This is a genomic window from Streptomyces sp. SirexAA-E (assembly GCF_000177195.2).
GTDB classification, from domain to species: domain Bacteria; phylum Actinomycetota; class Actinomycetes; order Streptomycetales; family Streptomycetaceae; genus Streptomyces; species Streptomyces flavovirens.
Window position 1 is genome coordinate 4215344 of the sequence record NC_015953.1, and the last position, 21424, is coordinate 4236767.

Consider the following 21424-nt stretch of genomic DNA (forward strand, 5'->3'; position numbering starts at 1 on the left):
CCATGGGGACCTGGGGGATGGGCCATTTCGACAGCGACACCGCCGCGGACTTCACGGGGAGCCTGGACGACGCACCGCCCGGCAAGCGGGAGGCGCTGATCGAGGAGGCGCTGACCTCCGCGGCCCGTACCGGCGCCGAGGAGTACCTCGACGCCTACGACGGGGTGGTGGCGGTCGCCGCAGCCGCCCTGCTCGCCGCCCAGATGCCGGGCGGGGCACCGGTCGACTCGGTGTACGGGCCGGACGACCCCCTGCCCCCGCTGGACCCGAAGCTCCGGGAGCTCGCCGTGCGGGCGCTGGACCGGGTGGTCGCCGACGAGTCCGAACTGCTGGAGCTCTGGGCCGACGTGAACCAGGACGAGCAGTGGAGTGCCGGCGTCCGGTCCCTGCGCGCGAGCCTGGCGGGGCCGGGAGGTCAGGAGGCGGGATGAGAGCCCGTGGCGCCGTCGATCAGCTCACGGACGATGTCCATGTGACCGGCGTGCCGCAGGACGTCCTCGATCATGTGGACGAGCACCCAGCGCATCGACACCGTGGTGCCGTTCCACGACGTGCCCGTGTCGTCCAGACCGGTCTCCTCGATCGCCCGGTCCGCGGCGGCACGGGCCCGGGCGTAGAAGGCGAGTATCCGCTCGGTCGACTCGTCCGGGGCGATCGTCATGTCGTCCGTGTACGTGTCGAACCAGAAGTCCTCCGTCTCCCGGCCGAACGCGGAGCAGAACCAGCCGTACTCGACGGTGGCCAGGTGTTTGACCAGGCCCAGCAGGTTCGTGCCGGTCGGGGTCATGGGGCGGCGCAGCTGTTCGTCGTCGAGCCCGTCCAGCTTCCACAGGACCACGTCCCGGTGCCGGTCGAGGCTCGCGTGGAGGACTTCCTTCTCGCCGCCGGTGTACGGCACGGCCTTGGTCTTCGTCATCCCCGGATCGTAGTGACCGGGACCGGCGGTCCCTACGCGCGGGGACGCCCGGCCTCGACCAACTCGGCGGCGTTCAGCGTCACCTCGGCCCCGATCGAGCCGGGGAGCACGGCCGACTGCCCGGGGGCGTAGACCTCGTGGTTGTCGTAGCCGCAGCCGGTGGGCTCCGTGAGGACGTGTACCCGGCCGTGCTTGCGGTCGACGACCACGTAGACGGGGATCTTGGCCTCGGCGTAGGCGGAGACCTTGTTGCGCAGGTCGTTCTTGTAGTTGCCGGACGTCACCTCCAGTACGAGGCGGAAGACGGCCGGGCCGTAGCAGTTGTTCTCGACGAGGTGTGCGTCGAAGTCGGCGTCGACGATCGCCAGGTCCGCGACGGCGTAGTCCTCTGGGCCGCTCGGCAGCCAGAGGCCGACGCCTTGGAGGACTTCCGTCTCTCCGTCGTCGAGCCCGGCTGCGATGAAGGGACGCATGAGCTTGGTCAGAGCGCGGGCGTGCGGGCCGTCCGGTGGCGCGGCCACGGTGATGACGCCTCCGATGATCTCGACGCGATACCCCGGAAGCTGTTCCATGAGGCGGTTCGCCGTCACGAGCATGGGTTCCGGTTCATCGCCACAGGGGTGCTCGACTGCTGCTGCAGACATTGCGGGCCTCCTGGAATGGCTGGTGTCGAGGCCATCATCGTAGGTCGGGGCATCCCCGATCGTCCCGCGGCCACGAGATCACCCCGGCGAGTGACAGCGCAGAGGACGGCCCCGCACACCGGTGTGTGCGGGGCCGTCTCGGACGCGCCGCTACAGCTTGTCGATCACATGGTCGACGCACGCCGTCAGCGCCTGGACGTCCGCCGGGTCGATCGCCGGGAACATCGCCACGCGCAGCTGGTTGCGGCCCAGCTTGCGGTACGGCTCGGTGTCGACGACACCGTTGGCGCGGAGCACCTTGGCGACGGCCGCCGCGTCGATGCCGTCCTCGAAGTCGATCGTGCCGATGACCTGCGAACGCTTCGCCGGGTCGGTGACGAACGGGGTGGCGTACTTGGAGTCCTCGGCCCAGCCGTACAGCGCCTGCGAGGACGCGGCCGTGCGGCCGGTGGCGAAGTCCAGACCGCCCTGGGTGTTCAGCCACTTCAGCTGCTCGTTGAGCAGGAAGAGGGTGGCCAGCGCCGGGGTGTTGTACGTCTGGTTCTTCAGCGAGTTGTCGATCGCGGTGGGCAGCGAGAAGAACTCCGGGACGTGCCGGCCGGAGGCGTGGATCCGCGCCGCGCGCTCCAGGGCCGCCGGGGAGAACACACCGATCCACAGGCCGCCGTCGGAGGCGAAGGACTTCTGCGGGGCGAAGTAGTAGACGTCGGTCTCGGTGATGTCGACCGGCAGGCCGCCCGCACCGGAGGTGGCGTCCACCAGGACGAGCGCGCCCTCGTCGGCGCCCGCGACCCGCTTGATCGGGGCGGCGACGCCGGTGGAGGTCTCGTTGTGGGTGAGGGCGTAGACGTCGACGCCCGCCTCGGCCGCCGGGTCCGGGTGGGTGCCCGGGTCGGAGGAGATCACGGTCGGGTCGGCCAGCCACGGGGCGAGCTTCGCCGCCTTCGCGAACTTGGACGAGAACTCGCCGAAGTTCAGGTGCTGGGACTTGTTCTCGATGAGTCCGTGCGTCGCGACGTCCCAGAAGGCGGTGGAGCCGCCGTTGCCCAGGATCACCTCGTAGCCCTCGGGGAGGGAGAAGAGGCTGCGCACACCGTCGCGTACCTCGCCGACCAGGTTCTTGACCGGGGCCTGGCGATGGGACGTACCGAGGAGAGAGGTGCCCGTGGCGGCCAGCGCGTCGAGCGCCTCCGTCCGCACCTTGGAGGGTCCGGCGCCGAAACGTCCGTCGGCGGGCTTGATGTCAGCGGGAATCTGGATATCGGCCACGAGCCGGAGCGTAGTCCCTCCGCGACACGGTCCGGGAACCGTGTCCGTCGGATGAGACGCGCGCTCCGGCCCGTGGACGGTGTCGCGGAGGGGGTGCCGGCGTGCTCGTCGCGGGCGGCCGCCGGGACGTCAGCCGAGGTCGACCGGGAGTTCGTACAGGTCGTTCTGGGTCACGATCGGCTTGTTGCGCAGCTCGGACGCCGGGACCGCCAGGTCCAGCTCCGGGAAGCGCTCGTACAGCGCGGGCAGGGCCACCCCGGCCTCCATACGGGAGAGCGCGGCACCCGGGCAGACGTGCGGGCCGTGCCCGAAGGCGATGTGGCGGTTCGGGGAGCGGGTGATGTCGAAGTCACCGGCGGTCGGGCCGTACTGCTTCTCGTCGCGGCCCAGCGCGCCGAACGACACGATCAGGGCCTCCCCCTCGGGCAGGACCTTGTCGCCGACCTCGATGTCCTCGGTCGCGAAGCGGATCAGGACGTGCGAGGTGGGCGTGTTCCAGCGGAGGGTCTCCTCGATCACGTTCTCCCACGGCACCTCCCCGCTCAGCACGCGCTTGCGCTGCTCGGGGTGGGTCTGGAGCGCCTCCACCACGTTGACGATCAGGCTGATCGTCGTCTCGTGACCGGCCGCGATGATCAGCTGGAGGGTGTTGACGATCTCCTCGTCGGTGAGGTGGTCGCCGTCCTCGGAAGCAGCGATCAGGGCGCTGGTGAGGTCGTCGCCCGGGTTCGCCCGCTTGTCGTCGACGATCTTCGTGAAGAGGGTCCCGAGGTCCGCCATCATCTGCGGCACCTCCTCCGGCGGGGTCTGCGTCGAGAAGAACTTCTCGAACAGCACCTTCAGCCGGGGGTGATCGGCCGCGTCCACGCCCATCAGCTCGCTGATGACGTTCATCGGCAGCGGATACGCGAACTCCGCCTTCAGGTCGACCCGCTCACCCCTGGGCAGGGCCGCCAACCGGTCCAGGCTCGCGTCGGTGAGCGCCTGGATGCCCGCCCGCAGCCGCTCCACCCGCTTCACCGTCAGCGCCTGCGCGACCAGGGAGCGCAGTCTTCGGTGCTCGGGACCGTCCACCGTCAGCATCGAGCGGCCCGGGTTGGCGAGGCCGATCAGCGGCCAGTCCATCGGGATCTCGCCGCGCCGCCAGGCGTTCCAGACGCCGATGTCCTTGACCACCCGGCTGTCGGTGAGCAGCTGGCGGGCCTCGGCGTGGTGCGTGACGGCGTAGCAGTGCACCCCGCCGGGGAGCTCCACCTCGGCCAGCGGCCCGGCGGCCCGCAGCGCGGCGCTCTCGCCGTCGAGGTCGGCGACGAAGGGGTCGAGGGCGATCCGGGTCATTGCTGTCCTCCAAGGGCGGGGGTGGGCGTGAAGTGCACCGGCAGCTCCGTCAGTCCGCGCAGCCACGGGGACGGGCGGTGGGTCAGCCGGTCCTCGGGGACGGCGAGGTCCACGTCCGGGAGCCGGTCCAGGAGCACCTCGATCCCCGTACGGGCGATGACCTCCGCGGTCTCCTGCGCCGGGAACGGGCAGCGGTGCTCGCCGTGGCCGAAGGAGAGGAACGCGTTGTTCCCACCGGTCAGGGCGGAACCGTCGGTGCGTACCTGCGGGTCGCCGTTGGCCGCGGCGATACCGAGGAGCAGCAGGTCACCGGCGCGGATGTGGCGTCCGCCGAGGTGGGTGTCGCGGGAGGCCCAGCGGCCCGCCACGTTCTGGGTGGGGGTGTCCTCCCAGAGGACCTCGTTCATGGCCTCGGCGACGCTGTGCCGGCCGCCGGACAGCGACGCGGCGAAGCGGTCGTCGGTGAGCATCAGCCGCAGCGAGTTGCCCATCCAGTCGGCGGTCGGCTGGTGGCCCGCGGCCATCATCACCATGAGGTCCTGGGCGACCTCCTCGTCGGAGAAGCCGCCCGGGTCCTGGAGCATCCGGGAGGCGACGTCGTCGCCGGGCTCGGCGTGCTTGTCGGCGAGGAGCCGGTACATGGCCCCGCCGAGGAGCTGCTGGCCGGCGATGGCGCCCTCGCCACCGTCGATCAGATCGTTGATCGCACCGACGAGGGGGCCGAGGATCTCGTCACCGAATCCGTAGATCCTCGCCAGTACACGCGCGGGCAGCAGCATCGCGTACTCGGCGATGATGTCCGTGCGGCCGGTGGAGCAGAAACGGTCGACGAGGTCGTCGGCGAACTCCTCCGCGTACCGCTTGAGCGCGAACGGGTCGACGGCCTCCAGCGCGTTGCCGATCATCGCCGCGCGGGCGGTGTGCCGTTCGCCGACCGTGTAGAGGATCGACGGCTGTTTGTGGCCGATCATGGGCAGCAGCGGCCAGTCGTCCGGGATGTTCTCCCACTGACTCCACAGGTCGGAGTCCCGGCTGTAGAGCACCGGGTCGTTGGTGACCTGGTGCAGCTCGCGGTAGCCGAGGATCAGCCAGGCGGGTACCCCGCCGTCGAGCACGACGGGGGCCACGGCGCCGTGGTCACGGCGCATGTCCCGGTACACCTGCGCGGCGTCGGTCTGGAACCGCGGCCCGGACAGGGGGACGGAACCGTGGGGCACGGGGCACGTGGTCACAGGGTGCGCTCCGGGGTCATCGCCGTGGCGCCCTGACCGCCCGCGAGGGCCGCGCCGGCGTTCTTCGCGCGGGCCTCGGAGAGCGCGTGGAGGTGCTCGACCAGGGTGATCAGGACGTACTTGCTGGAGGAGCGGTCCCGGGCGTCGCACTCGACGAGCGGGACGTCGGGGGAGAGGTCCAGCGCCTCCCGGATCTGCTGCTCGGTGTGGAGGGGCCCGCCGAAGTCGTTGCACGCGACGATGAACGGCGTGCCGTGGTGCTCCAGCCGGTCGATGGCGTACCAGGAGTCGGCGAGCCGCCGGGTGTCGACGAGGACGACGGCCCCCAGGGTCCCGGAGAAGAGGCGGTCCCACAGGAACCAGAAGCGTTCCTGGCCGGGGGCGCCGAAGAGGTAGAGGACCGAACGCGCGTCGAGCGTGATGCGGCCGAAGTCGAAGGCGACCGTGGTGGACGTCTTGGACTGCACACCGTCGAGGTCGTCGACGGCCTCGCCCGCGCGGGTCATGGTCTCCTCCGTGTTGAGCGGACGGATCTCGCTCACGGAACGGACCATGGTGGTCTTGCCGACCCCGAAGCCGCCGACCACGACGATCTTCAGTCCGTTGTCGGCCGTCGCCTGCAGGGCGGCACGGTCAGAGATTGCGGAGTCCAACGAGCACCTGTTCCAGGGTGTCGGTGTCGGGGAGCCGGTCCGCGACACGGGCAGTACGGGGATGGCGGGCGCTGATCCGGCCGGTGTCGAGCAGGTCGCAGAGCATGATGCGGACGATGCCGACGGGCAGATTCAGGGTGGCCGAGATCTCGACGACGGCCGTGGGGCGTTCGCACATCCGCAGGATCGCGGCGTGCTCCGACTGCATCCCGGGCGCCGGATCGCACTCGGCGACGACGAGGGTCACCAGGTCGAAGGCGTCCGAGCCGGACCGGCTGCGGCCCCCGGTGAGGGTGTACAGCCGGTCCGGGGCGTCGTCGCGCCCGGGGCGGGGTCGCGGCGCCGACGTCATACGTCCGCGGTTTCCGTGGCCTGCGCCACCGCGTCGGTCCCGCCCGAGGAGCGCGGCGGGGCCACCAGGTACTCGCCGAGCTGCTCGACGAGTTCGCTCATGTTGTGGCCGACGAGGCCGACGTCGGAGTCCTCCGCGGCGACGACCGCGAGATGGGCGCCGGCACCCGCCTCGACGATGAACAGCACACCGCCGTAGAACTCGGCCATCGCGGAGCGCACCCCGCCGGTCCCGTCACCGAACTCCACGGACGCGCCGTGCGACAGGCTCTGGATACCGGCGGAGATCGCGGCGAGCTGGTCGGCCTGGTCGACGGAGAGCTCGGGGGTACGGCACAGCTTCAGACCGTCCCGGGACAGGACCAGGGCGTGCCGGGCGCCGGGAGTGCGTTCCAGCAGACCCTCCAGCAGCCAGTTGAGCTTCTCGTCGGTCGTCGCGGTCATCGGGTGTTGCCTTCCGGGTGCGGGGTGTTGGCGCGGACCGCCTGACTGAAGGTGCTGAAGCGTGCCGCCTGCACCTTCGGGTCGGTGGTACGGGGCCTGGGGGAATCGGCTCCGCCGGGGGCGGCGTTGCCGTTACGTGCTTCGGCGGCGGCCAGGGTGCGGCCGCGGCGGCGCTTGGGCAGGCCGCTCTCGCCGAACCGGGGGACGGACCCGGTGGTCTCGGAGGCGCTGTCGGGCGCGGAGCCGGGCCGGGCGGTGCCCTCTTCCCGGGTGTCCGGTGCCGGGTCGCCCTGTCCGGGCCCGGCGTCCCGGGAGCGGGCCGACGCGTGGACCGGCTCCGGCTCCGGGCGCTCGGCGGCGGCCGGGGCGGGCACGGCGGGCAGGAGGGCGCCACGGGAGATGAGCTCGTGCGGCAGCATCATCAAGGCGCCGGTGCCGCCGCGCGCCGACGGCCGGAAGGAGACCGTCAGACCGTGCTTACGGGCCAGCCGGCCGACCACGGCGAGGCCGAGACGGGTCCCGGAGAGGCCGGTGAGGTCCTGGTCGCGGGCCGCCACGGCACGCTCGGCGCGGCGCAGCTGGACGTCGCTCATCACCAGGCCGCTGTCCTCGACGGTGATGACGATCCCGGCCGGGACCTCCTCGACGTACACATGGACTTCGGCGGTGGGCGGCGAGAAGTTGGCGGCGTTGTCGAGGAGTTCCGCCAGGGCGTGCATGACGCCCTCGGCGGCGTGTCCCGCGATCGCCACGTCGCTGGTGGAGTGCAGCCGGATGCGCTGGTAGCCGCCGATGCGGCCCATCGCGCCGCGCAGGATCGACTCCATCACGATCGGCTTCGCCCAGCGCCGCCCGGAACGCGCCCCGGTCAGTACGGCGATGGAGTCGGCCAGCCGGCCCGCCTGGGCGGTGCGGTGGTCCAGGTGGAGGAGGTCACCGAGCACGTCCTCGGCGGTGTGCCGGTGCTCCATCTCCCGTAGGTCGGCCAGCATGCCGGTGGCCAGCGCCTGCATGCGGCCCGCCGCGTTGGCGCAGGCCGCGACGGCTGCGGAGCGCTCGGTCTCGCTGCGCCGGGCGCGTTCGGTGAGCCGGGCGTTCTCGGCCGTGAGGCGGGCCTGCTCGGCGTCGGCCTCGGCCGTCACGCGGGCGACGTGCTCGGCGGCCTCGGCCGTGACCCTGGAGGTCTCGGTGGCGGCCGCCGCCTTGATGCGGGCCGTGTCCGCGGTGAAGCGCTGCGCTTCGGCGGCGGAGGTGGAGACGAGGCGCGAGATCTCGGCGGTGAAGCGTTCGGCGTCGGCGGTCCGCAGGGCCCGCAGCGTCCGCGCGGTGATCCGCGCGTGGACGGTGAGGGCCACCGCGACGCACAGCAGCAGGGCCGAGGCACCCGCTCCCCAGGACACGGGGGTCCGTACCGAGGCGGGTGCCGCGGCCACCGCCCACAGGCACAGGGAACCGGTGACGGCTGCCGAGACCAGCAGGGCGAGCGCGGTTGGCCGGAGTGAAGGGCGCAATCGGAGTCCTCGGGGCGGACGGTTTGGGGGGCAGGGACAATCCGGGCGCTTCGGTGCGGCTGTGGCGAAAGAAGCACAACTGGAGCTGATTGTTCCTGATCAAGTACCGGCAACTATAGGAGAATTGATGCCGCGTTTGGCGATCCCTTGTGGCCACTTCTGTTTGGAATTTGTCTTGAAGTCGATGCTGGCGCGGGTCTTCCGAGGAGGCCGGAGGGGCGAGTGGCCGGATGTACGTGGTGAAGCAGTAGCGAATATGGCGATATGTCGCGTGTGTGGAGCGGGATTTGTCACGATCGTCGCCTGAGGGCGGGTGGGCCGCTAGTGTGAGCGCTCCGGTGCAGCCGACCCCCTAGGTCGCGGCACTGCCGTAAGACACACCGCGGGCGCCTTGAGGGGGAGGCGCCGCGTGGCCCCGACGGAGGACGCAGGCAACCGTGGACGCGCAAGGCCGTGGGCGGGACGAGGGCATCGACCCCGCAGACCAGTGGGTACTCAATCCGGACACCGGCGATTACGAACTGCGACTGACTCCCTCCACAGGGCTAACCCCCACGCCGTCCGGCCCGTCCGCCGGATCGCCCTCCTCGGGACCGACCGCTTCCGCGCGATCGGGGGCCTCGGCCTCCCGTGGCGGTGCCGCGCCCGCCTCCCGCCGCCGCGAGGCCCCCGGCGCCACTCCGTCCTCGGAGGAACGGGCCTCCGTACCCGGACAGCGCGGTGGGCGCCGGGGCGGCCGGGGCGACGCCACGCCGGAGCGCGGTCCAGGAGGGCGGGCGGGCGGCCGTGCCGCGCCCGCGACGGGCCGCCGCGGGGCGAGGTCGACGCGGTCCAGGAAGTCCGGCAAGAAGAAGGCCCTGGTCTGGACGGGCGGTGCGCTGGCGTTCCTGCTGGTGGGCACCGCCACGGCGGGCTACCTCGTCTACCAGCACTTCAACGGCAACATCACCGCCGTCTCCAGCGACGGCGCGGGGACCGGCGGCTTCAGCAAGGACCGCCCGATCAACGTCCTGGTCATCGGCACCGACAAGCGCACCGGAGACGGCAACGAAGGCTACGGGGACAAGGAGAGCGTCGGCCACGCCGACACGACGATCCTCTTCCACGTCTCCAAGGACCGGACGAACGCCACCGCGCTGAGCGTTCCGCGCGACCTGATAGCGACCGTCCCGGACTGTCCGACCAAGCAGGACGACGGTTCGACGAAGACCATCCCGGGCACGGAGGGCGACCGCTTCAACACGAGCCTCGGACAGTCCGACCGGACGCCCAGCTGCACGATGCGGACCATCACCGAACTCACCGGCCTGGAGGTCGACCACTTCATGGTGGCCGACTTCAACGCGGTCAAGACCCTGACCACCGCCGTCGACGGCGTGGACGTCTGCCTGGCCAAGGACATCAACGACAAGAAGTCCCACCTGAACCTCGCGAAGGGCGAGCACACCCTCCAGGGGGAGGAGGCGCTGTCCTTCCTGCGCACGCGGTACTCCGTCGGCTTCGGCAGCGACCTGAGCCGCATCGAGCTCCAGCAGCAGTTCCTCAGCTCGCTGCTGCGCAAGCTCAAGTCCAACGACACGCTGACCAGCCCCACCAAGATGTGGACGCTCGCGGAGGCGGCCACCAAGGCGCTCACCGTCGACGACAAGATCGCCGACATCAACGAACTGCGGAAGCTGGGCATGGAGCTGGCCTCGGTCGACCCGAAGAACATCACGTTCACCACGGTCCCGGTGCTGGACAACCCGGACGACAAGGCCACGGTCATCCTGGACCGGTCGAAGGCACCGCAGGTCTTCTCGATGATGCGCGAGGACGTCTCCTTCACCGAGGTCGCCGCCCAGAAGAAGGCCGCGGCGAAGGAGAAGGAAGCCGCCAAGCTGAAGGGCGCGAAGGCCGCCCCGGCGGACGTGCGGGTGGACGTCTACAACGGTGGCGCCCCGGCCGGTTCCGCGCAGAACGCCCTGGACTGGCTTCAGAACAGCCAGGGTGTGCTGAAGTCCACGAACAAGTCGAACGCGCCCGAGAACGTGAAGAAGACCCAGCTCGTCTACGCCCCCAACCAGGCCGACCAGGCGCGCAGCCTGGCCGCGATGATGGGCCTGTCGGCCTCGGCGCTGAAGCCGACGACGACGGACGCGGGCGAGATGGACCCGATGGTCCTGACCCTGGGCCCCGACTTCGTGGAGGCGGGCACCCCGCTCAGCGCCCCGGAGAAGGCCCCGGACGAGATCCAGCGCGTCGAAGGGGACAAGCAGGTCTGCGCGCAGTAGCGGACCCGCCCGGCGACACGTGCCGGGCCCACCGCCGGCGGCCCGTCCGGCGGCCCGTCCGGCGGCCCGTCCGGCGGCCCGTCCGGCGGCCCGTCCGGCGTCCGGGGACGGGACCGGCGCGGGAGGCCCGCCCCGCACCGGCAGCCGGGACAACCGCTGACCCGCCCCGGGACCCGGCATGCTGGCCTCATGGCCGACCCGTACCGCGACCTCGCCCGAGAACTCGCCGCCGCCGTGCGCGGTGACGTGGACTTCACCCCCACCGCCCGCGCGCTGACGACCATGGACGCGTCCAACTACCGACGTGTCCCGCTCGGAGTCGTCGCCCCCCGCGACGCCGCCGACGTGGCCGCCGCGCTCGCCGTGTGCCGGGAGCACGGCGTGCCCGTCGTCCCCCGCGGCGGCGGGACCTCCATCGCGGGCCAGGCCACCGGTACCGGCGTCGTCCTCGACCTCACCCGGCACCTGCGCGCCCTCGTGGAGCTGGACCCCGCCACCCGTACCGCCGTCGTCCAGCCCGGTCTCGTCCTGGACGAGCTGCGGGCCGCCGCCGCCCCGCACGGGCTGACCTTCGGAGCCGACCCGTCGACCCACAGCCGCTGCACCCTCGGCGGCATGATCGGCAACAACGCCTGCGGCTCCCACTCCGTGGCCTGGGGCACCACCGCCGACAACGTCGAGAGTCTGCGCGTCCTGCGCTACTCCGGCGGCGCGGAACCCGCGCACCTGGGCCGGGGCTGGACCGGCGCCCCGCCCGGACTCAGGGAGTTCGCCGAGGACGAGGCCCACCGCGCCCTCGTCCGCACCGGTTTCCCCGAACTCCCGCGCCGCATCTCCGGATACGCCCTCGACGCCCTGCTGCCCGACGGCCCGGGAGCAGGCGGGACCCCCGACCTCGCCCGCGCGTTCTGCGGCAGCGAGGGCACCCTCGCCGTCGTCACCGAGGCGACCGTACGCCTCGTCGCGTCACCCCCGGCCCGCGCGCTCGCCGTCCTCGGCTACGCCGACGAGTCGGCCGCCGCCGAGGCCGCCCCCGCCCTCCTCCCGCACCACCCGCTCACCGTCGAGGGCATGGCCGCCGACCTCGTACGCGAAGCAGCCGTACTGCCGCGCGGCGGCGCCTGGCTCTTCGTGGAGACCGGCGGCGCCACCCCCGCCGAGGCCCGCGCCCACGCGCAGCGGATCGTCCGGGCCGCCGACGCCCTGGACGCCGCCGTCGTCACCGACCCGGCGGACCTGCGCGCCCTGTGGCGCATCCGGGAGGACGCCGCCGGCACCGCCACCCGCATGCCCGACGGCACGGAGGCCTGGCCCGGCTGGGAGGACTGCGCCGTACCGCCCGCCCGGCTCGGCCCCTACCTCCGCGACTTCCGCGCCCTGCTCGCCGCACACGGCCTGCGCGGCGCCCCCTACGGGCACTTCGGCGACGGCTGCATCCACGTACGCGTCGACTTCGACCTGCTCACCCCCGACGGGGTGGCCCGCTTCCGCCGCTTCTCCGAGGAGCAGGCCGACCTCGTCGTCGCCCACGGCGGCTCGCTGAGCGGCGAACACGGCGACGGCCAGGCCCGGGCCGAGCTGCTGCCCCGGATGTACGGGGCCGCTCTCGTCGACCTGTTCACCCGCTACAAGGACCTCTGGGACCCCGACGGCGGCATGAACCCCGGCATGCTGGCCCGCCCCGGCCGCCTCGACGACGACCTCCGCTTCGCGGTGCTCCCGAAGCGGCCCGTGGACGTGGCCTTCGGTTACCCCGACGACGGCGGCGACTTCTCGGCGGCCGTACGCCGCTGCGTCGGCGTCGCCAAGTGCCGTACCGCCACCGCACCGGGCGCCGACGTCATGTGCCCCTCCTTCCGGGCGACCGGCGAGGAGGCCCACTCCACCCGGGGCCGCGCCCGGCTGCTGCACGAGATGCTCGCGGGCGAGGTGGTCACCGACGGCTGGCGGTCCACCGAGGTGCGGGACGCGCTCGACCTCTGCCTGTCCTGCAAGGGCTGCCGCAGCGACTGCCCGGTCGGCGTCGACATGGCCACGTACAAGGCGGAGTTCCTGCACCACCACTACCGGGGGCGGCGGCGGCCCGCCGCGCACTACGCGATGGGCCGGCTGCCGCAGTGGCTCCGGATGGCCGCCCCCTTCGCCGGACTCCTCAACGCGCTGGCCCGCCTGAGCCCACTGGCCGCCCTCGCCAAACGGCTCGGCGGCATCGCGCCCGAGCGGACGATCCCGGTGCTGGCCCGCCGGACCTTCCGCCGCTGGGCCCGCACGCGCCGGGGCGCCGTGCGCGGGGAGACCGTCACCCTCTGGCCCGACACCTTCACCGACCACCTCTCGCCCGAGGTCGGCCGCGCCGCCGTCCGGGTCCTGGAAGCGGCCGGACGCACCCCCGTGTACCCGGAGCGCGCCGTGTGCTGCGGCCTCACCTACGTGTCGACCGGGCAGCTCGACCGGGCCCGTACGGTCATGCGCCGCACCCTGGACCGGATGGCCGGCGTCCCCGACGGCCCGGTCGTCGTCCTGGAACCCAGCTGCGCCGCCACCCTCCGCACGGACCTGCCGGAACTCCTCCCCGACGACCCGCGCGCCGCCCGCCTCGCCGCGTCCGTGCGCACCCTGGCGCAGTACCTCCAGGAGTACGCGCCCGGCTGGGAGCCGCCCCGCCTGGACCGGCCGGTCGCCGGCCAGACCCACTGCCACCAGCACGCGGTCCTCGGTGCGCAGGCCGACCGGCGGCTACGGGAACGGGCGGGACTCACCGGGGAGTTGAGCGGCGGCTGCTGCGGGATGGCCGGCAACTTCGGCTTCGAGAAGGGGCACTGGGACGTCTCGGTGGCCTGCGCCGAGGACCAGCTCCTGCCGTCCGTGCGGGCGGCGGGACCGGACACGGAACTGCTCGCCGACGGCTTCTCCTGCCGCACCCAGCTCGACCAACTGGCGGGTCGCCGCGCCCGGCACCTCGCCGAGGTGCTGGCGGAGGGGCTGGACGCGGAGACGTAGGGGCGCGTCAGGACCGGTCGGCCGCCTCGGTCACGGCCGCGATCAGCGAGACGTTCTCCGGGGCGGCACCGCCCGGCAGGGCGAACCGGCGCCGCGTGTAGCCGTAGGCGAGCCCCCGGGACGGATCGGCGAACGCCTCGGAACCGGCGGCCCCCGAGTGCCCGAACGACCCCTCGCCCAGCGACGGGTAGCGCACCCGGGACGCCTCGAAGCCGAGGGCGAAATGGTCCGGTTCACCGGTCACCAGATCCGTGCCCGTCCACCGCACCCGGCCGGCCTCGGCCACCGTGTCCGCCTTGAGCAGCGGCGCCCGGCCGTCCACCTCACCGATCGCCGACGCGTACATCCCGGCCAGCCCGCGGGCCGACGCCACACCGCCGACCGAGGCCGGGCCGAGCGCCCGGACCTCACGGGTGTTGACGAAGTCCACCAGGTCCAGCGGCGTGTCACCGGCCAGGCCGAAGGCGTGGGCCATCAACCCGTCCGGGTCCAGGGGGGCCGCCTCGGCCGCAGCCGCCTGCTCGGGCGTGGGCACCCCGGGCCGGATGGGCACGTGCCGGGACTCCAGCGCCTCGGGCAGACCCAGGTGGAAGTCGAGCCCGTACGGGGCGCGGACCCGCTCCTCGAAGATCTCCTGGACCGACAGCCCGGTGGCGCGGCGTACCACCTCACCGGTCAGCGCACCGATCACCAGCGCGTGGTAGCCGGCCGCCGTCCCGGGCTCCCAGTACGGCCGCTCACCCGCCAGCCGCGCGGCGAGGACCCGGTCGTCGGCCAGTTCGCGCGGGCTCAGCCCGTCCTTCGCCCAGATCACGCCGGAGCGGTGCGCGACCAGCTCCCGTACGGTCAGCTCGCCCTTGCCCTCGGCGGCGAACTCCGGCCAGTAGGACGCGACCGTTCGCTCCAGGTCGAGTACGCCGTCCTGCACCAGCAGGGCGACCACCAGATGGGCCGCCCCCTTGGTGGAGGAGAACACCGCGGGCAGCGAATCCCCGGAGATCCCGTCCCCCGCCCACAGGTCCACCACCAGTCGGCCGTGGTGGCGGACGGCGAGCTGGCCGCCCGGCTCGGTGTGGTCGGCGGCGAGCACCGCCGCGAACTCCTCCCGTACGCCTTCGAAGCCCGCCGCCACATCGCCGTGCACGGTGACGGCCGTGTCGTTCCCGCCGGTCATGAGGCCCCCCTGGAGCGTCGTGTTCGGTGTCATCCGCTCCCAACTGCCGTACCGGCGGCTTTCATTCCCCGTCCCAGGTGACGATCTCCCGTGCCAGCGACAGCAGTTCGGGAAGGGCCGGATGCGCCGGGCCGTCCCGCCGGGCCAGCAGGACCGGCAGCGGCGGCGCGTCCTCCAGCGGACGGTAGGCGACCCCGGCGTGCGGGTGCGTCCCGGCGGTGGAACTGCCGGAGACCCCGGCGCCCCGGCCGGCCGCGATGGCGGTCAGCCAGTCGTCGGTGTTGGCGACGGTGAGGGTGGCGGCGGGCCGGTCGTCCTGGGGCCACAGGCCGAGCGTGGTGGTGCCCGAGACGGTGTTCAGCACGACGGCACCGGCCGTCAGATCGGCCAGGGAGAGCGAGGCGCGCGCGGCGAGCGGTCCGTCGGCGGCGACGGCGGCCACCCGGCCCTCGGTGTACAGCACCTCGGTGACGATCCCCGGGGTGTCCACGGGACCCCGCAGCACCGCCGCGTCGACCTCACCCCGGGCGAGACCGGCCGTGCGGTCGTCGATGCGCAGGAGCTCCAGCGGGGTCTGCGGACACCGCTGCTGCCAGGTGCGCAGCAGCGGCGTGGTGTACGGGCCGAGCGCCGACCAGGCGTGCCCGAGCCGCAGCGGCCGGGAGTGCGGCCGGCCGGGGGTGACCGCGTCGTCGAAGGCGGAGACCGCGAGCGCGGCCTTGTCCCGGAAGACGGCGCCCTCGGGGGTGAGCGCGAGATGGTGGGTGGACCGGTCCACCAGCCGTACGCCGAGACGGCCCTCCAGCGCGGCGAGGGTACGGGAGACGACGGGCTGGCTCACCCGCAGCCGGGCGGCGGCCCGCGTGACGCTGCCCTCCTCGGCGACGGCCAGGAAGGCCCGCAGGTGCCTGACCTCGACACCGCGTCCGGGGCCCTGGGAAGTACTCATGCGGGCGGAGCATAACGGGAGCGCAGCACGCATTTCACGCGGCGCGCGCCAGTCTCTACGGTGGCCCTGGGCCCCGTACGCCCACCGGCTTCCCGAAAGGTTCAGGTTCCCAGGTGAACGACTCGCGCAGTGCCGCCGAGGCGGCGGCCGTCGGTGTACCCGAGGCGGTGGCGACGCTCGACGGCGCGGGCCACGGCGGCCCGGCGCGTCCCGGTGCCCGCCGGGCGGCGCTGGGACCGGTCGCCCTGGTGGTCGCGGGCGGCCTGTCCGTGCAGTTCGGCGCGGCGGTCGCGGTCCTGCTGATGCCGAAGGCGGGCGCGCTGGGCGTGGTCACGCTGCGCCTGGCCGCCGCCGCGCTCGTCCTGCTGGCCGTCTGCCGGCCCGCGCTGCGGGGCCACTCGCGCGCCGACTGGGGCACGGTGGTCGCGTTCGGCGTCGCGATGGGCGGCATGAACACACTCTTCTACCAGGCCGCCGACCGCATCCCGCTGGGTGTCGCCGTCACCCTGGAGGTGCTGGGTCCGCTGGTCCTGTCCGTGGTGGCGTCGCGCCGCCTGCTCAACCTGGTCTGGGCGGGGCTGGCGCTCGGCGGCGTCGTCCTGCTCAGCGGCGGGGGTTTCGACCGGCTGGACATGGCCGGCGCCGCGTTCGCCCTGGGGGCGGGCGTGATGTGGGCGGCGTACATCGTCTTCAGCGCCCGCACCGGACGGCGCTTCCCGCAGGCGGACGGGCTGGCCCTCGCCATGGCGGTGGCGGCGGTCCTGTCGCTGCCGCTGGGCATCATGGAGTCCGGATCGAAGCTGGTGGTCCCCACCACCCTGGGTCTGGGCGCGGCCGTGGCCCTGCTGAGCTCGGTCCTGCCGTACACCCTGGAGCTCATGGCGCTGCGCAGGCTCCCCGCCCCGACCTTCGCGGTCCTGATGAGCCTGGAACCGGCGATCGCGGCCATGGCCGGATTCCTCGTCCTCGACCAGGCGCTCTCCACGACCGACGCCCTCGCCATCGCCCTGGTCGTCGGCGCCAGCATCGGCGCGGTGCGCGCCACGACCCCGCGAGGCACGATGGAGAAGGGGCCGAAGAGCGGAAGGAGGCGTGTCCGTGGGAACCGAGAAGGCCACTGACGGATACGAAGGGCTGTACGCGCACACCCCCTCGCAGGCCGAGGGCGAACGCGACGACGCCCCGGAACGCGGCCGGGCGGCCGAGACCCACCCCGACACCCCGAGAACCCAGCCGTCCCAGGCGGAGGGCGACCGCTCCGAATAGCGGAGCACGGCCGCCCGGGGAGGAAGCCCGGCGCCGGGCCGACCGCCCCTCGCCGTGCCGGTAGGCGCGTAGCCCAGCGCTTCCGGGCGCGGCGACCGGCCACTGCCGACCACCGGAAGCTTCGCGTTCCGCTTCCGCCCCGCGTCCCGCGTCCCGCGCGGGAGAGCGACGCCCATCGAGGCGCGTTCCGTCGAGCGCGGTCGGCGCCGGGCAGAAAACCATGCAAGCACGCTTGCTTGTTTTTCGTGGCGCTGGCATGCTCCGGGACACACCGCCACGCCCCGAGGGGAGCGCACCGTGTCCGACGCTTCGGCCCTGAACGCCGCCGTGCTCGACGACCTGCGTCAGGAGAGCGAGGAACTCGACCTGCTGGTCGCCGGCGCGAGTGCGGAGGGCTGGTCCGCGCCGACCCCCGCCGAGGGCTGGAGCGTCGCCCACCAGATCGCCCACCTGAACTGGACCGACGAGGTCGCCCTGACCGCCGTCACCGAGCCCGGAGCCTTCGCCGCCGAGGTGGAGAGGGCGCTCGCCCGCCCCGAGACCTTCGTGGACGAGGCGGCCGGGGAGATCGTGGCGCTCCTGCCGGCCGAGGACCTCCTCGTCCAGTGGCGCGAGGGGCGGGCCCGGCTCCACGAGGCGCTGCGGGCGGCGCCGCCGGGCGTCAGGTTCCCCTGGTACGGCCCGTCCATGAGCGTCGCCTCGATGGCGACCGCGCGGCTCATGGAGACCTGGGCCCACGGCCAGGACGTCGCCGACGCGCTCGGCGTGCACCGGCAGCCGACCGGGCGGCTGCGGCACGTCGCCAGGATCGGGGTGCGGGCCCGGGACTACGCCTACGCCGTGCGCGGGCAGCAGCCGCCCGGTGAGCCCTTCCGGGTCGAACTCAAGGGGCTGGAGGGCGAGACGGTCGTGCACGGGCCGCAGGACGCCGCCCAGCGGGTCAGCGGTCCGCTGCTCGACTTCTGCCTCCTGGTCACCCAGCGCGCCCACCGCGACGACCTCGCCCTGACGGCCGTGGGGCCCGACGCCGACCGGTGGCTGGACATCGCGCAGGCCTTCGCCGGCCCGGCGGGAGCGGGACGGCCCCCGAAGGGGGAGCGGTGACCGGGCCCCTGCGCATCGGCAACGCCTCCGGTTTCTACGGCGACCGCTTCGACGCCGTACGCGAGATGCTCACCGACGGCCCGCTCGACGTCCTGACCGGGGACTACCTCGCCGAACTCACCCTGCTGATCCTGGGCCGCAGCCGGCTCAAGGACCCGAAGCGCGGATACGCCTCCACCTTCCTGCGGCAGATGGAGGAGAACCTCCACCTCGCCCACGAACGCGGCGTCAAGATCGTCACCAACGCCGGCGGCCTCAATCCGGCCGGACTCGCCGACGCCGTACGGGCGTTGGCGGACCGGCTGGCCGTGCCCGTGCGCGTGGCCCACGTCGAGGGCGACGGCCTGCCGGTGCCCGAGGGGTACCTCACCGCCAACGCCTACCTCGGCGGCGCCGGGATCGCCGCCTGCCTGCGGGCCGGGGCGGACATCGTCGTCACCGGGCGCGTCACCGACGCCGCCCTCGTCACCGGCCCGGCCGCCGCGCACTTCGGCTGGGGGCCCGGCGACCTGGACGCGCTGGCCGGCGCCGTCGTCGCGGGACACGTGCTGGAGTGCGGGACCCAGGCCACCGGGGGCAACTACGCGTTCTTCGGGGAGCACGACGTCCGCCGCCCCGGCTTCCCGCTCGCCGAGATCCACGCGGACGGCTCAGGCGTCGTCACCAAGCACGACGGGACGGGCGGTGTCGTCGACCTCGGCACCGTCACCGCCCAGCTGCTGTACGAGACCGCCGGGGCCCGGTACGCCGGACCCGACGTCACCGCCCGCCTCGACACCGTGCACCTCACCCAGGACGGCCCCGACCGGGTGCGGATCACCGGGGTGCGCGGCGAGGCGCCGCCGCCCACCCTGAAGACCGGACTCAACCGGCTCGGCGGCTGGCGCAACGAGGTCGTCTTCGTGCTGACCGGTCTCGACATCGAGGCCAAGTCCCGCCTGGTCCGGGACCAGTTCGAGGACGCCCTGGCCCGCGCCGGCCGAGCCCCCGCCGAGGTGCGGTGGGAGCTCGCCCGCACCGACCGCCCCGACGCGCCCACCGAGGAGACCGGCAGCGCCCTGCTCCGGCTCGTCGTCCGCGACCAGGACGCCGAGGCCGTCGGCCGCGCGGTCTCCGGGGCGGCCGTCGAACTCGCCCTCGGCAGCTACCCGGGCTTCCACGTCACCGCCCCGCCCGGAAAGGGCGCCCCCTACGGGGTGTTCGAGGCCGGGAGCCTGCCGGCGGAGGAGGCCGCCCACGTGGCGGTCCTGCCCGACGGGCGGAAGGAGAGCGTCCCGGCCGCCGGACGGTACCGCGAGCTGGAACCCGTCGTGCCGCCCCCGCTGCCCCCGCCGCTGCCCGCCGGGCCCACCCGTACCGCCCCGCTCGGGCTGATCGCCGGCGCCCGCAGCGGCGACAAGGGCGGCGACGCCAACGTGGGCCTCTGGGTACGGAGCGAGGACGCCTGGCGGTGGCTGGCCCATGAACTGACCGTCGAGCGGTTCCAGGAGCTGCTGCCGGAGACCGCCCGGCTCACCGTCGTACGCCATGTGCTGCCCAACCTGCGGGCGCTGAACTTCGTCGTCCACGGGCTGCTCGGTGAGGGCGTCGCCGCGCAGGCCCGCTTCGACCCGCAGGCCAAGGCGGTGGGGGAGTGGCTGCGCTCGCGGTGCCTCCCCGTCCCCGTGTCGCTGCTGGACCCCCCGGAGGTGCCCGCATGACCGTCCTGCCCACCGCGCTCGACCCCGCGGGGCCCGAGTACGCGGCGAACCGCGAGGCGATGCTCGGCAAGCTCGCCGAGCTGGACGCCGAGCACGCCAAGGCCCTCGCGGGCGGCGGCGAGAAGTACGTGACCCGGCACCGCGGGCGCGGCAAGCTGCTCGCCCGGGAACGGATCGAGCTGCTGGTCGATCCGGACACCCCGTTCCTGGAGCTGTCCCCGCTCGCCGCCTGGGGCAGCGACTACGCGGTCGGCGCCTCCCTCGTCACCGGCATCGGGATCATCGAGGGCGTGGAGTGCCTGATCACCGCCAACGACCCGACCGTGCGCGGCGGTGCCTCCAACCCCTGGACGCTGAAGAAGGCCCTGCGCGCCAACGAGATCGCCTTCGCCAACCGGCTGCCCTGCGTCAGCCTGGTGGAGTCCGGCGGCGCCGACCTGCCCTCCCAGAAGGAGATCTTCATCCCCGGCGGGGCGCTCTTCCGCGACATCACCCGGCTGTCGGCGGCCGGCATCCCGACCGTGGCCGTCGTCTTCGGCAACTCGACGGCCGGCGGGGCGTACGTCCCCGGGATGTCCGACCACACCGTGATGATCAAGGAGCGTTCCAAGGTCTTCCTCGGCGGCCCGCCGCTGGTGAAGATGGCCACCGGCGAGGAGAGCGACGACGAATCGCTCGGCGGCGCCGAGATGCACGCCCGTACCTCCGGACTCGCCGACCACTTCGCGGTGGACGAGCACGACGCCCTCCGGCAGGCCCGCCGGATCGTCGCCCGCCTCAACCGGCGCAAGGCGCACCCCGATCCGCTGCCCGCCGAGCCCCCGAAGTACGACGAGGAGGAGCTGCTCGGCATCGTCCCCGGCGATCTGAAGGTGCCCTTCGACCCGCGCGAGGTGATCGCCCGGCTCGTCGACGGCTCCGACTTCGACGCGTTCAAGCCGCTCTACGGGAGCAGCCTGGTCACCGGCTGGGCGCGGCTGCACGGCTATCCCGTCGGCATCCTCGCCAACGCACAGGGCGTGCTGTTCAGCGAGGAGTCGCAGAAGGCCGCCCAGTTCATCCAGCTCGCGAACCAGCGCGACATCCCGCTGCTCTTCCTGCACAACACCACCGGCTACATGGTCGGCAAGGAGTACGAGCAGGGCGGCATCATCAAGCACGGCGCCATGATGATCAACGCGGTGTCCAACTCCCGGGTCCCGCACCTGTCCGTCCTGATGGGCGCCTCCTACGGCGCCGGCCACTACGGCATGTGCGGCCGCGCCTACGACCCCCGCTTCCTCTTCGCCTGGCCCGGCAGCAAGTCCGCCGTCATGGGCCCCCAGCAGCTCGCCGGCGTCCTGTCGATCGTCGCCCGCGCCTCCTCCGCCGCCAAGGGCCTGCCCTACGACGACGAGGCCGACGCCGGACTGCGCGCCATGGTCGAGCAGCAGATCGAGTCCGAGTCCCTGCCGATGTTCCTGTCGGGACGGCTGTACGACGACGGGGTCATCGACCCCCGCGACACCAGGACCGTCCTCGGGATGTGCCTGTCCGCGATCCACACGGCACCGGTCGAGGGCGCCCGCGGCGGCTTCGGCGTCTTCCGGATGTGAGGGCC

At 73.2% G+C, this 21424-nt stretch carries 19 protein-coding genes; 8 read left to right on the forward strand and 11 right to left on the reverse strand.

The genetic code is table 11. From position 1 onward, the window contains the following. Positions 1-2 precede the first annotated feature (2 nt). Entirely contained in the window at positions 3-431 is a 429-nt protein-coding gene (locus SACTE_RS18910; protein ID WP_014047621.1) for a DUF4259 domain-containing protein, read from the forward strand. On the opposite strand, the gene SACTE_RS18915 is transcribed toward SACTE_RS18910, so the two are convergent. From SACTE_RS18915 to SACTE_RS18955, 9 genes are all read right to left on the reverse strand, one after another. Next, positions 416-916 carry a DinB family protein gene (locus SACTE_RS18915; protein ID WP_014047622.1) on the reverse strand — a complete coding sequence of 167 codons (501 nt, stop codon included), beginning with the start codon at positions 914-916 and terminating at the stop codon, positions 416-418. The genes SACTE_RS18910 and SACTE_RS18915 overlap by 16 nt on opposite strands. Positions 917-948: 32 nt before the next feature. Next, positions 949-1560, reverse strand: a complete 612-nt coding sequence (locus tag SACTE_RS18920; RefSeq protein WP_014047623.1) for a Uma2 family endonuclease — start codon at positions 1558-1560, stop codon at positions 949-951. Positions 1561-1710: 150 nt separating this feature from the next. Beyond that, positions 1711-2829 (reverse strand): phosphoserine transaminase, encoded by a 1119-nt coding sequence (gene serC, locus SACTE_RS18925; RefSeq protein WP_014047624.1) that lies wholly within the window; start codon positions 2827-2829, stop codon positions 1711-1713. A 129-nt stretch (positions 2830-2958) separates the two neighbouring features. Beyond that, positions 2959-4167, reverse strand: a complete 1209-nt coding sequence (locus SACTE_RS18930; protein WP_014047625.1) for a cytochrome P450 — start codon at positions 4165-4167, stop codon at positions 2959-2961. Continuing rightward, positions 4164-5399 (reverse strand): cytochrome P450, encoded by a 1236-nt coding sequence (locus SACTE_RS18935; protein ID WP_014047626.1) that lies wholly within the window; start codon positions 5397-5399, stop codon positions 4164-4166. Before SACTE_RS18935 ends, SACTE_RS18930 begins: the two co-directional genes overlap by 4 nt. Continuing rightward, entirely contained in the window at positions 5396-6052 is a 657-nt protein-coding gene (locus SACTE_RS18940; protein WP_014047627.1) for an ATP/GTP-binding protein, read from the reverse strand. Before SACTE_RS18940 ends, SACTE_RS18935 begins: the two co-directional genes overlap by 4 nt. Further along, complete coding sequence (locus tag SACTE_RS18945; protein WP_014047628.1) at positions 6033-6404, reverse strand: DUF742 domain-containing protein; 372 nt, start codon at positions 6402-6404, stop codon at positions 6033-6035. The genes SACTE_RS18940 and SACTE_RS18945 overlap by 20 nt, the downstream gene beginning before the upstream one ends. Continuing rightward, a complete protein-coding gene (locus tag SACTE_RS18950; RefSeq protein ID WP_014047629.1) occupies positions 6401-6847 on the reverse strand; it encodes a roadblock/LC7 domain-containing protein in 447 nt (148 codons plus the stop codon). The genes SACTE_RS18945 and SACTE_RS18950 overlap by 4 nt, the downstream gene beginning before the upstream one ends. Next, positions 6844-8358: an ATP-binding protein gene (locus SACTE_RS18955; protein ID WP_014047630.1), complete on the reverse strand. Its 1515-nt coding sequence runs from the start codon at positions 8356-8358 to the stop codon at positions 6844-6846. Before SACTE_RS18955 ends, SACTE_RS18950 begins: the two co-directional genes overlap by 4 nt. Positions 8359-8795: 437 nt before the next feature. On the opposite strand from SACTE_RS18955, the gene SACTE_RS18960 reads away from it, so the two are divergent. Both SACTE_RS18960 and SACTE_RS18965 read left to right on the forward strand, forming a co-directional pair. Continuing rightward, positions 8796-10631: an LCP family protein gene (locus SACTE_RS18960; RefSeq protein ID WP_014047631.1), complete on the forward strand. Its 1836-nt coding sequence runs from the start codon at positions 8796-8798 to the stop codon at positions 10629-10631. A 189-nt stretch (positions 10632-10820) separates the two neighbouring features. Beyond that, positions 10821-13631: an FAD-binding and (Fe-S)-binding domain-containing protein gene (locus SACTE_RS18965; protein ID WP_014047632.1), complete on the forward strand. Its 2811-nt coding sequence runs from the start codon at positions 10821-10823 to the stop codon at positions 13629-13631. Positions 13632-13638: 7 nt separating this feature from the next. On the opposite strand, the gene SACTE_RS18970 is transcribed toward SACTE_RS18965, so the two are convergent. Both SACTE_RS18970 and SACTE_RS18975 read right to left on the reverse strand, forming a co-directional pair. Further along, positions 13639-14805, reverse strand: coding sequence for an EstA family serine hydrolase (locus SACTE_RS18970; protein WP_014047633.1), 1167 nt, complete (start codon positions 14803-14805; stop codon positions 13639-13641). Positions 14806-14866: 61 nt separating this feature from the next. Beyond that, positions 14867-15754 carry a LysR family transcriptional regulator gene (locus tag SACTE_RS18975; protein ID WP_014047634.1) on the reverse strand — a complete coding sequence of 296 codons (888 nt, stop codon included), beginning with the start codon at positions 15752-15754 and terminating at the stop codon, positions 14867-14869. A 113-nt stretch (positions 15755-15867) separates the two neighbouring features. Between SACTE_RS18975 and SACTE_RS18980 the strand changes: the two genes are divergently transcribed. The 5 genes from SACTE_RS18980 to SACTE_RS18995 all read left to right on the forward strand — a co-directional run bounded on the left by SACTE_RS18980 (position 15868) and on the right by SACTE_RS18995 (position 21419). Continuing rightward, positions 15868-16875, forward strand: a complete 1008-nt coding sequence (locus tag SACTE_RS18980) for an EamA family transporter (RefSeq protein WP_014047635.1) — start codon at positions 15868-15870, stop codon at positions 16873-16875. Next, positions 16853-17020, forward strand: coding sequence for a hypothetical protein (locus SACTE_RS34635; RefSeq protein WP_014047636.1), 168 nt, complete (start codon positions 16853-16855; stop codon positions 17018-17020). Before SACTE_RS18980 ends, SACTE_RS34635 begins: the two co-directional genes overlap by 23 nt. A gap of 297 nt (positions 17021-17317) precedes the next feature. After that, a complete protein-coding gene (locus SACTE_RS18985; RefSeq protein ID WP_014047637.1) occupies positions 17318-18124 on the forward strand; it encodes a TIGR03084 family metal-binding protein in 807 nt (268 codons plus the stop codon). Continuing rightward, positions 18121-19824 carry an acyclic terpene utilization AtuA family protein gene (locus SACTE_RS18990; RefSeq protein WP_014047638.1) on the forward strand — a complete coding sequence of 568 codons (1704 nt, stop codon included), beginning with the start codon at positions 18121-18123 and terminating at the stop codon, positions 19822-19824. Before SACTE_RS18985 ends, SACTE_RS18990 begins: the two co-directional genes overlap by 4 nt. Continuing rightward, positions 19821-21419, forward strand: coding sequence for a carboxyl transferase domain-containing protein (locus tag SACTE_RS18995; RefSeq protein ID WP_014047639.1), 1599 nt, complete (start codon positions 19821-19823; stop codon positions 21417-21419). Before SACTE_RS18990 ends, SACTE_RS18995 begins: the two co-directional genes overlap by 4 nt. Positions 21420-21424: the final 5 nt, after the last annotated feature.

What these genes read in the sequence shown, in the direction of transcription:
- SACTE_RS18930 (WP_014047625.1), bottom strand. Translation starts at nt 4,167, where the DNA reads ATGACCCGGATCGCCCTCGACCCCTTCGTCGCCGACCTCGACGGCGAG.
- SACTE_RS18995 (WP_014047639.1), top strand. Translation starts at nt 19,821, where the DNA reads ATGACCGTCCTGCCCACCGCGCTCGACCCCGCGGGGCCCGAGTACGCG.
- SACTE_RS18915 (WP_014047622.1), bottom strand. Translation starts at nt 916, where the DNA reads ATGACGAAGACCAAGGCCGTGCCGTACACCGGCGGCGAGAAGGAAGTC.
- SACTE_RS18970 (WP_014047633.1), bottom strand. Translation starts at nt 14,805, where the DNA reads ATGACCGGCGGGAACGACACGGCCGTCACCGTGCACGGCGATGTGGCG.
- SACTE_RS18945 (WP_014047628.1), bottom strand. Translation starts at nt 6,404, where the DNA reads ATGACGTCGGCGCCGCGACCCCGCCCCGGGCGCGACGACGCCCCGGAC.
- SACTE_RS18920 (WP_014047623.1), bottom strand. Translation starts at nt 1,560, where the DNA reads ATGTCTGCAGCAGCAGTCGAGCACCCCTGTGGCGATGAACCGGAACCC.
- SACTE_RS18910 (WP_014047621.1), top strand. Translation starts at nt 3, where the DNA reads ATGGGGACCTGGGGGATGGGCCATTTCGACAGCGACACCGCCGCGGAC.
- SACTE_RS18965 (WP_014047632.1), top strand. Translation starts at nt 10,821, where the DNA reads ATGGCCGACCCGTACCGCGACCTCGCCCGAGAACTCGCCGCCGCCGTG.
- SACTE_RS18950 (WP_014047629.1), bottom strand. Translation starts at nt 6,847, where the DNA reads ATGACCGCGACGACCGACGAGAAGCTCAACTGGCTGCTGGAGGGTCTG.
- SACTE_RS18975 (WP_014047634.1), bottom strand. Translation starts at nt 15,754, where the DNA reads ATGAGTACTTCCCAGGGCCCCGGACGCGGTGTCGAGGTCAGGCACCTG.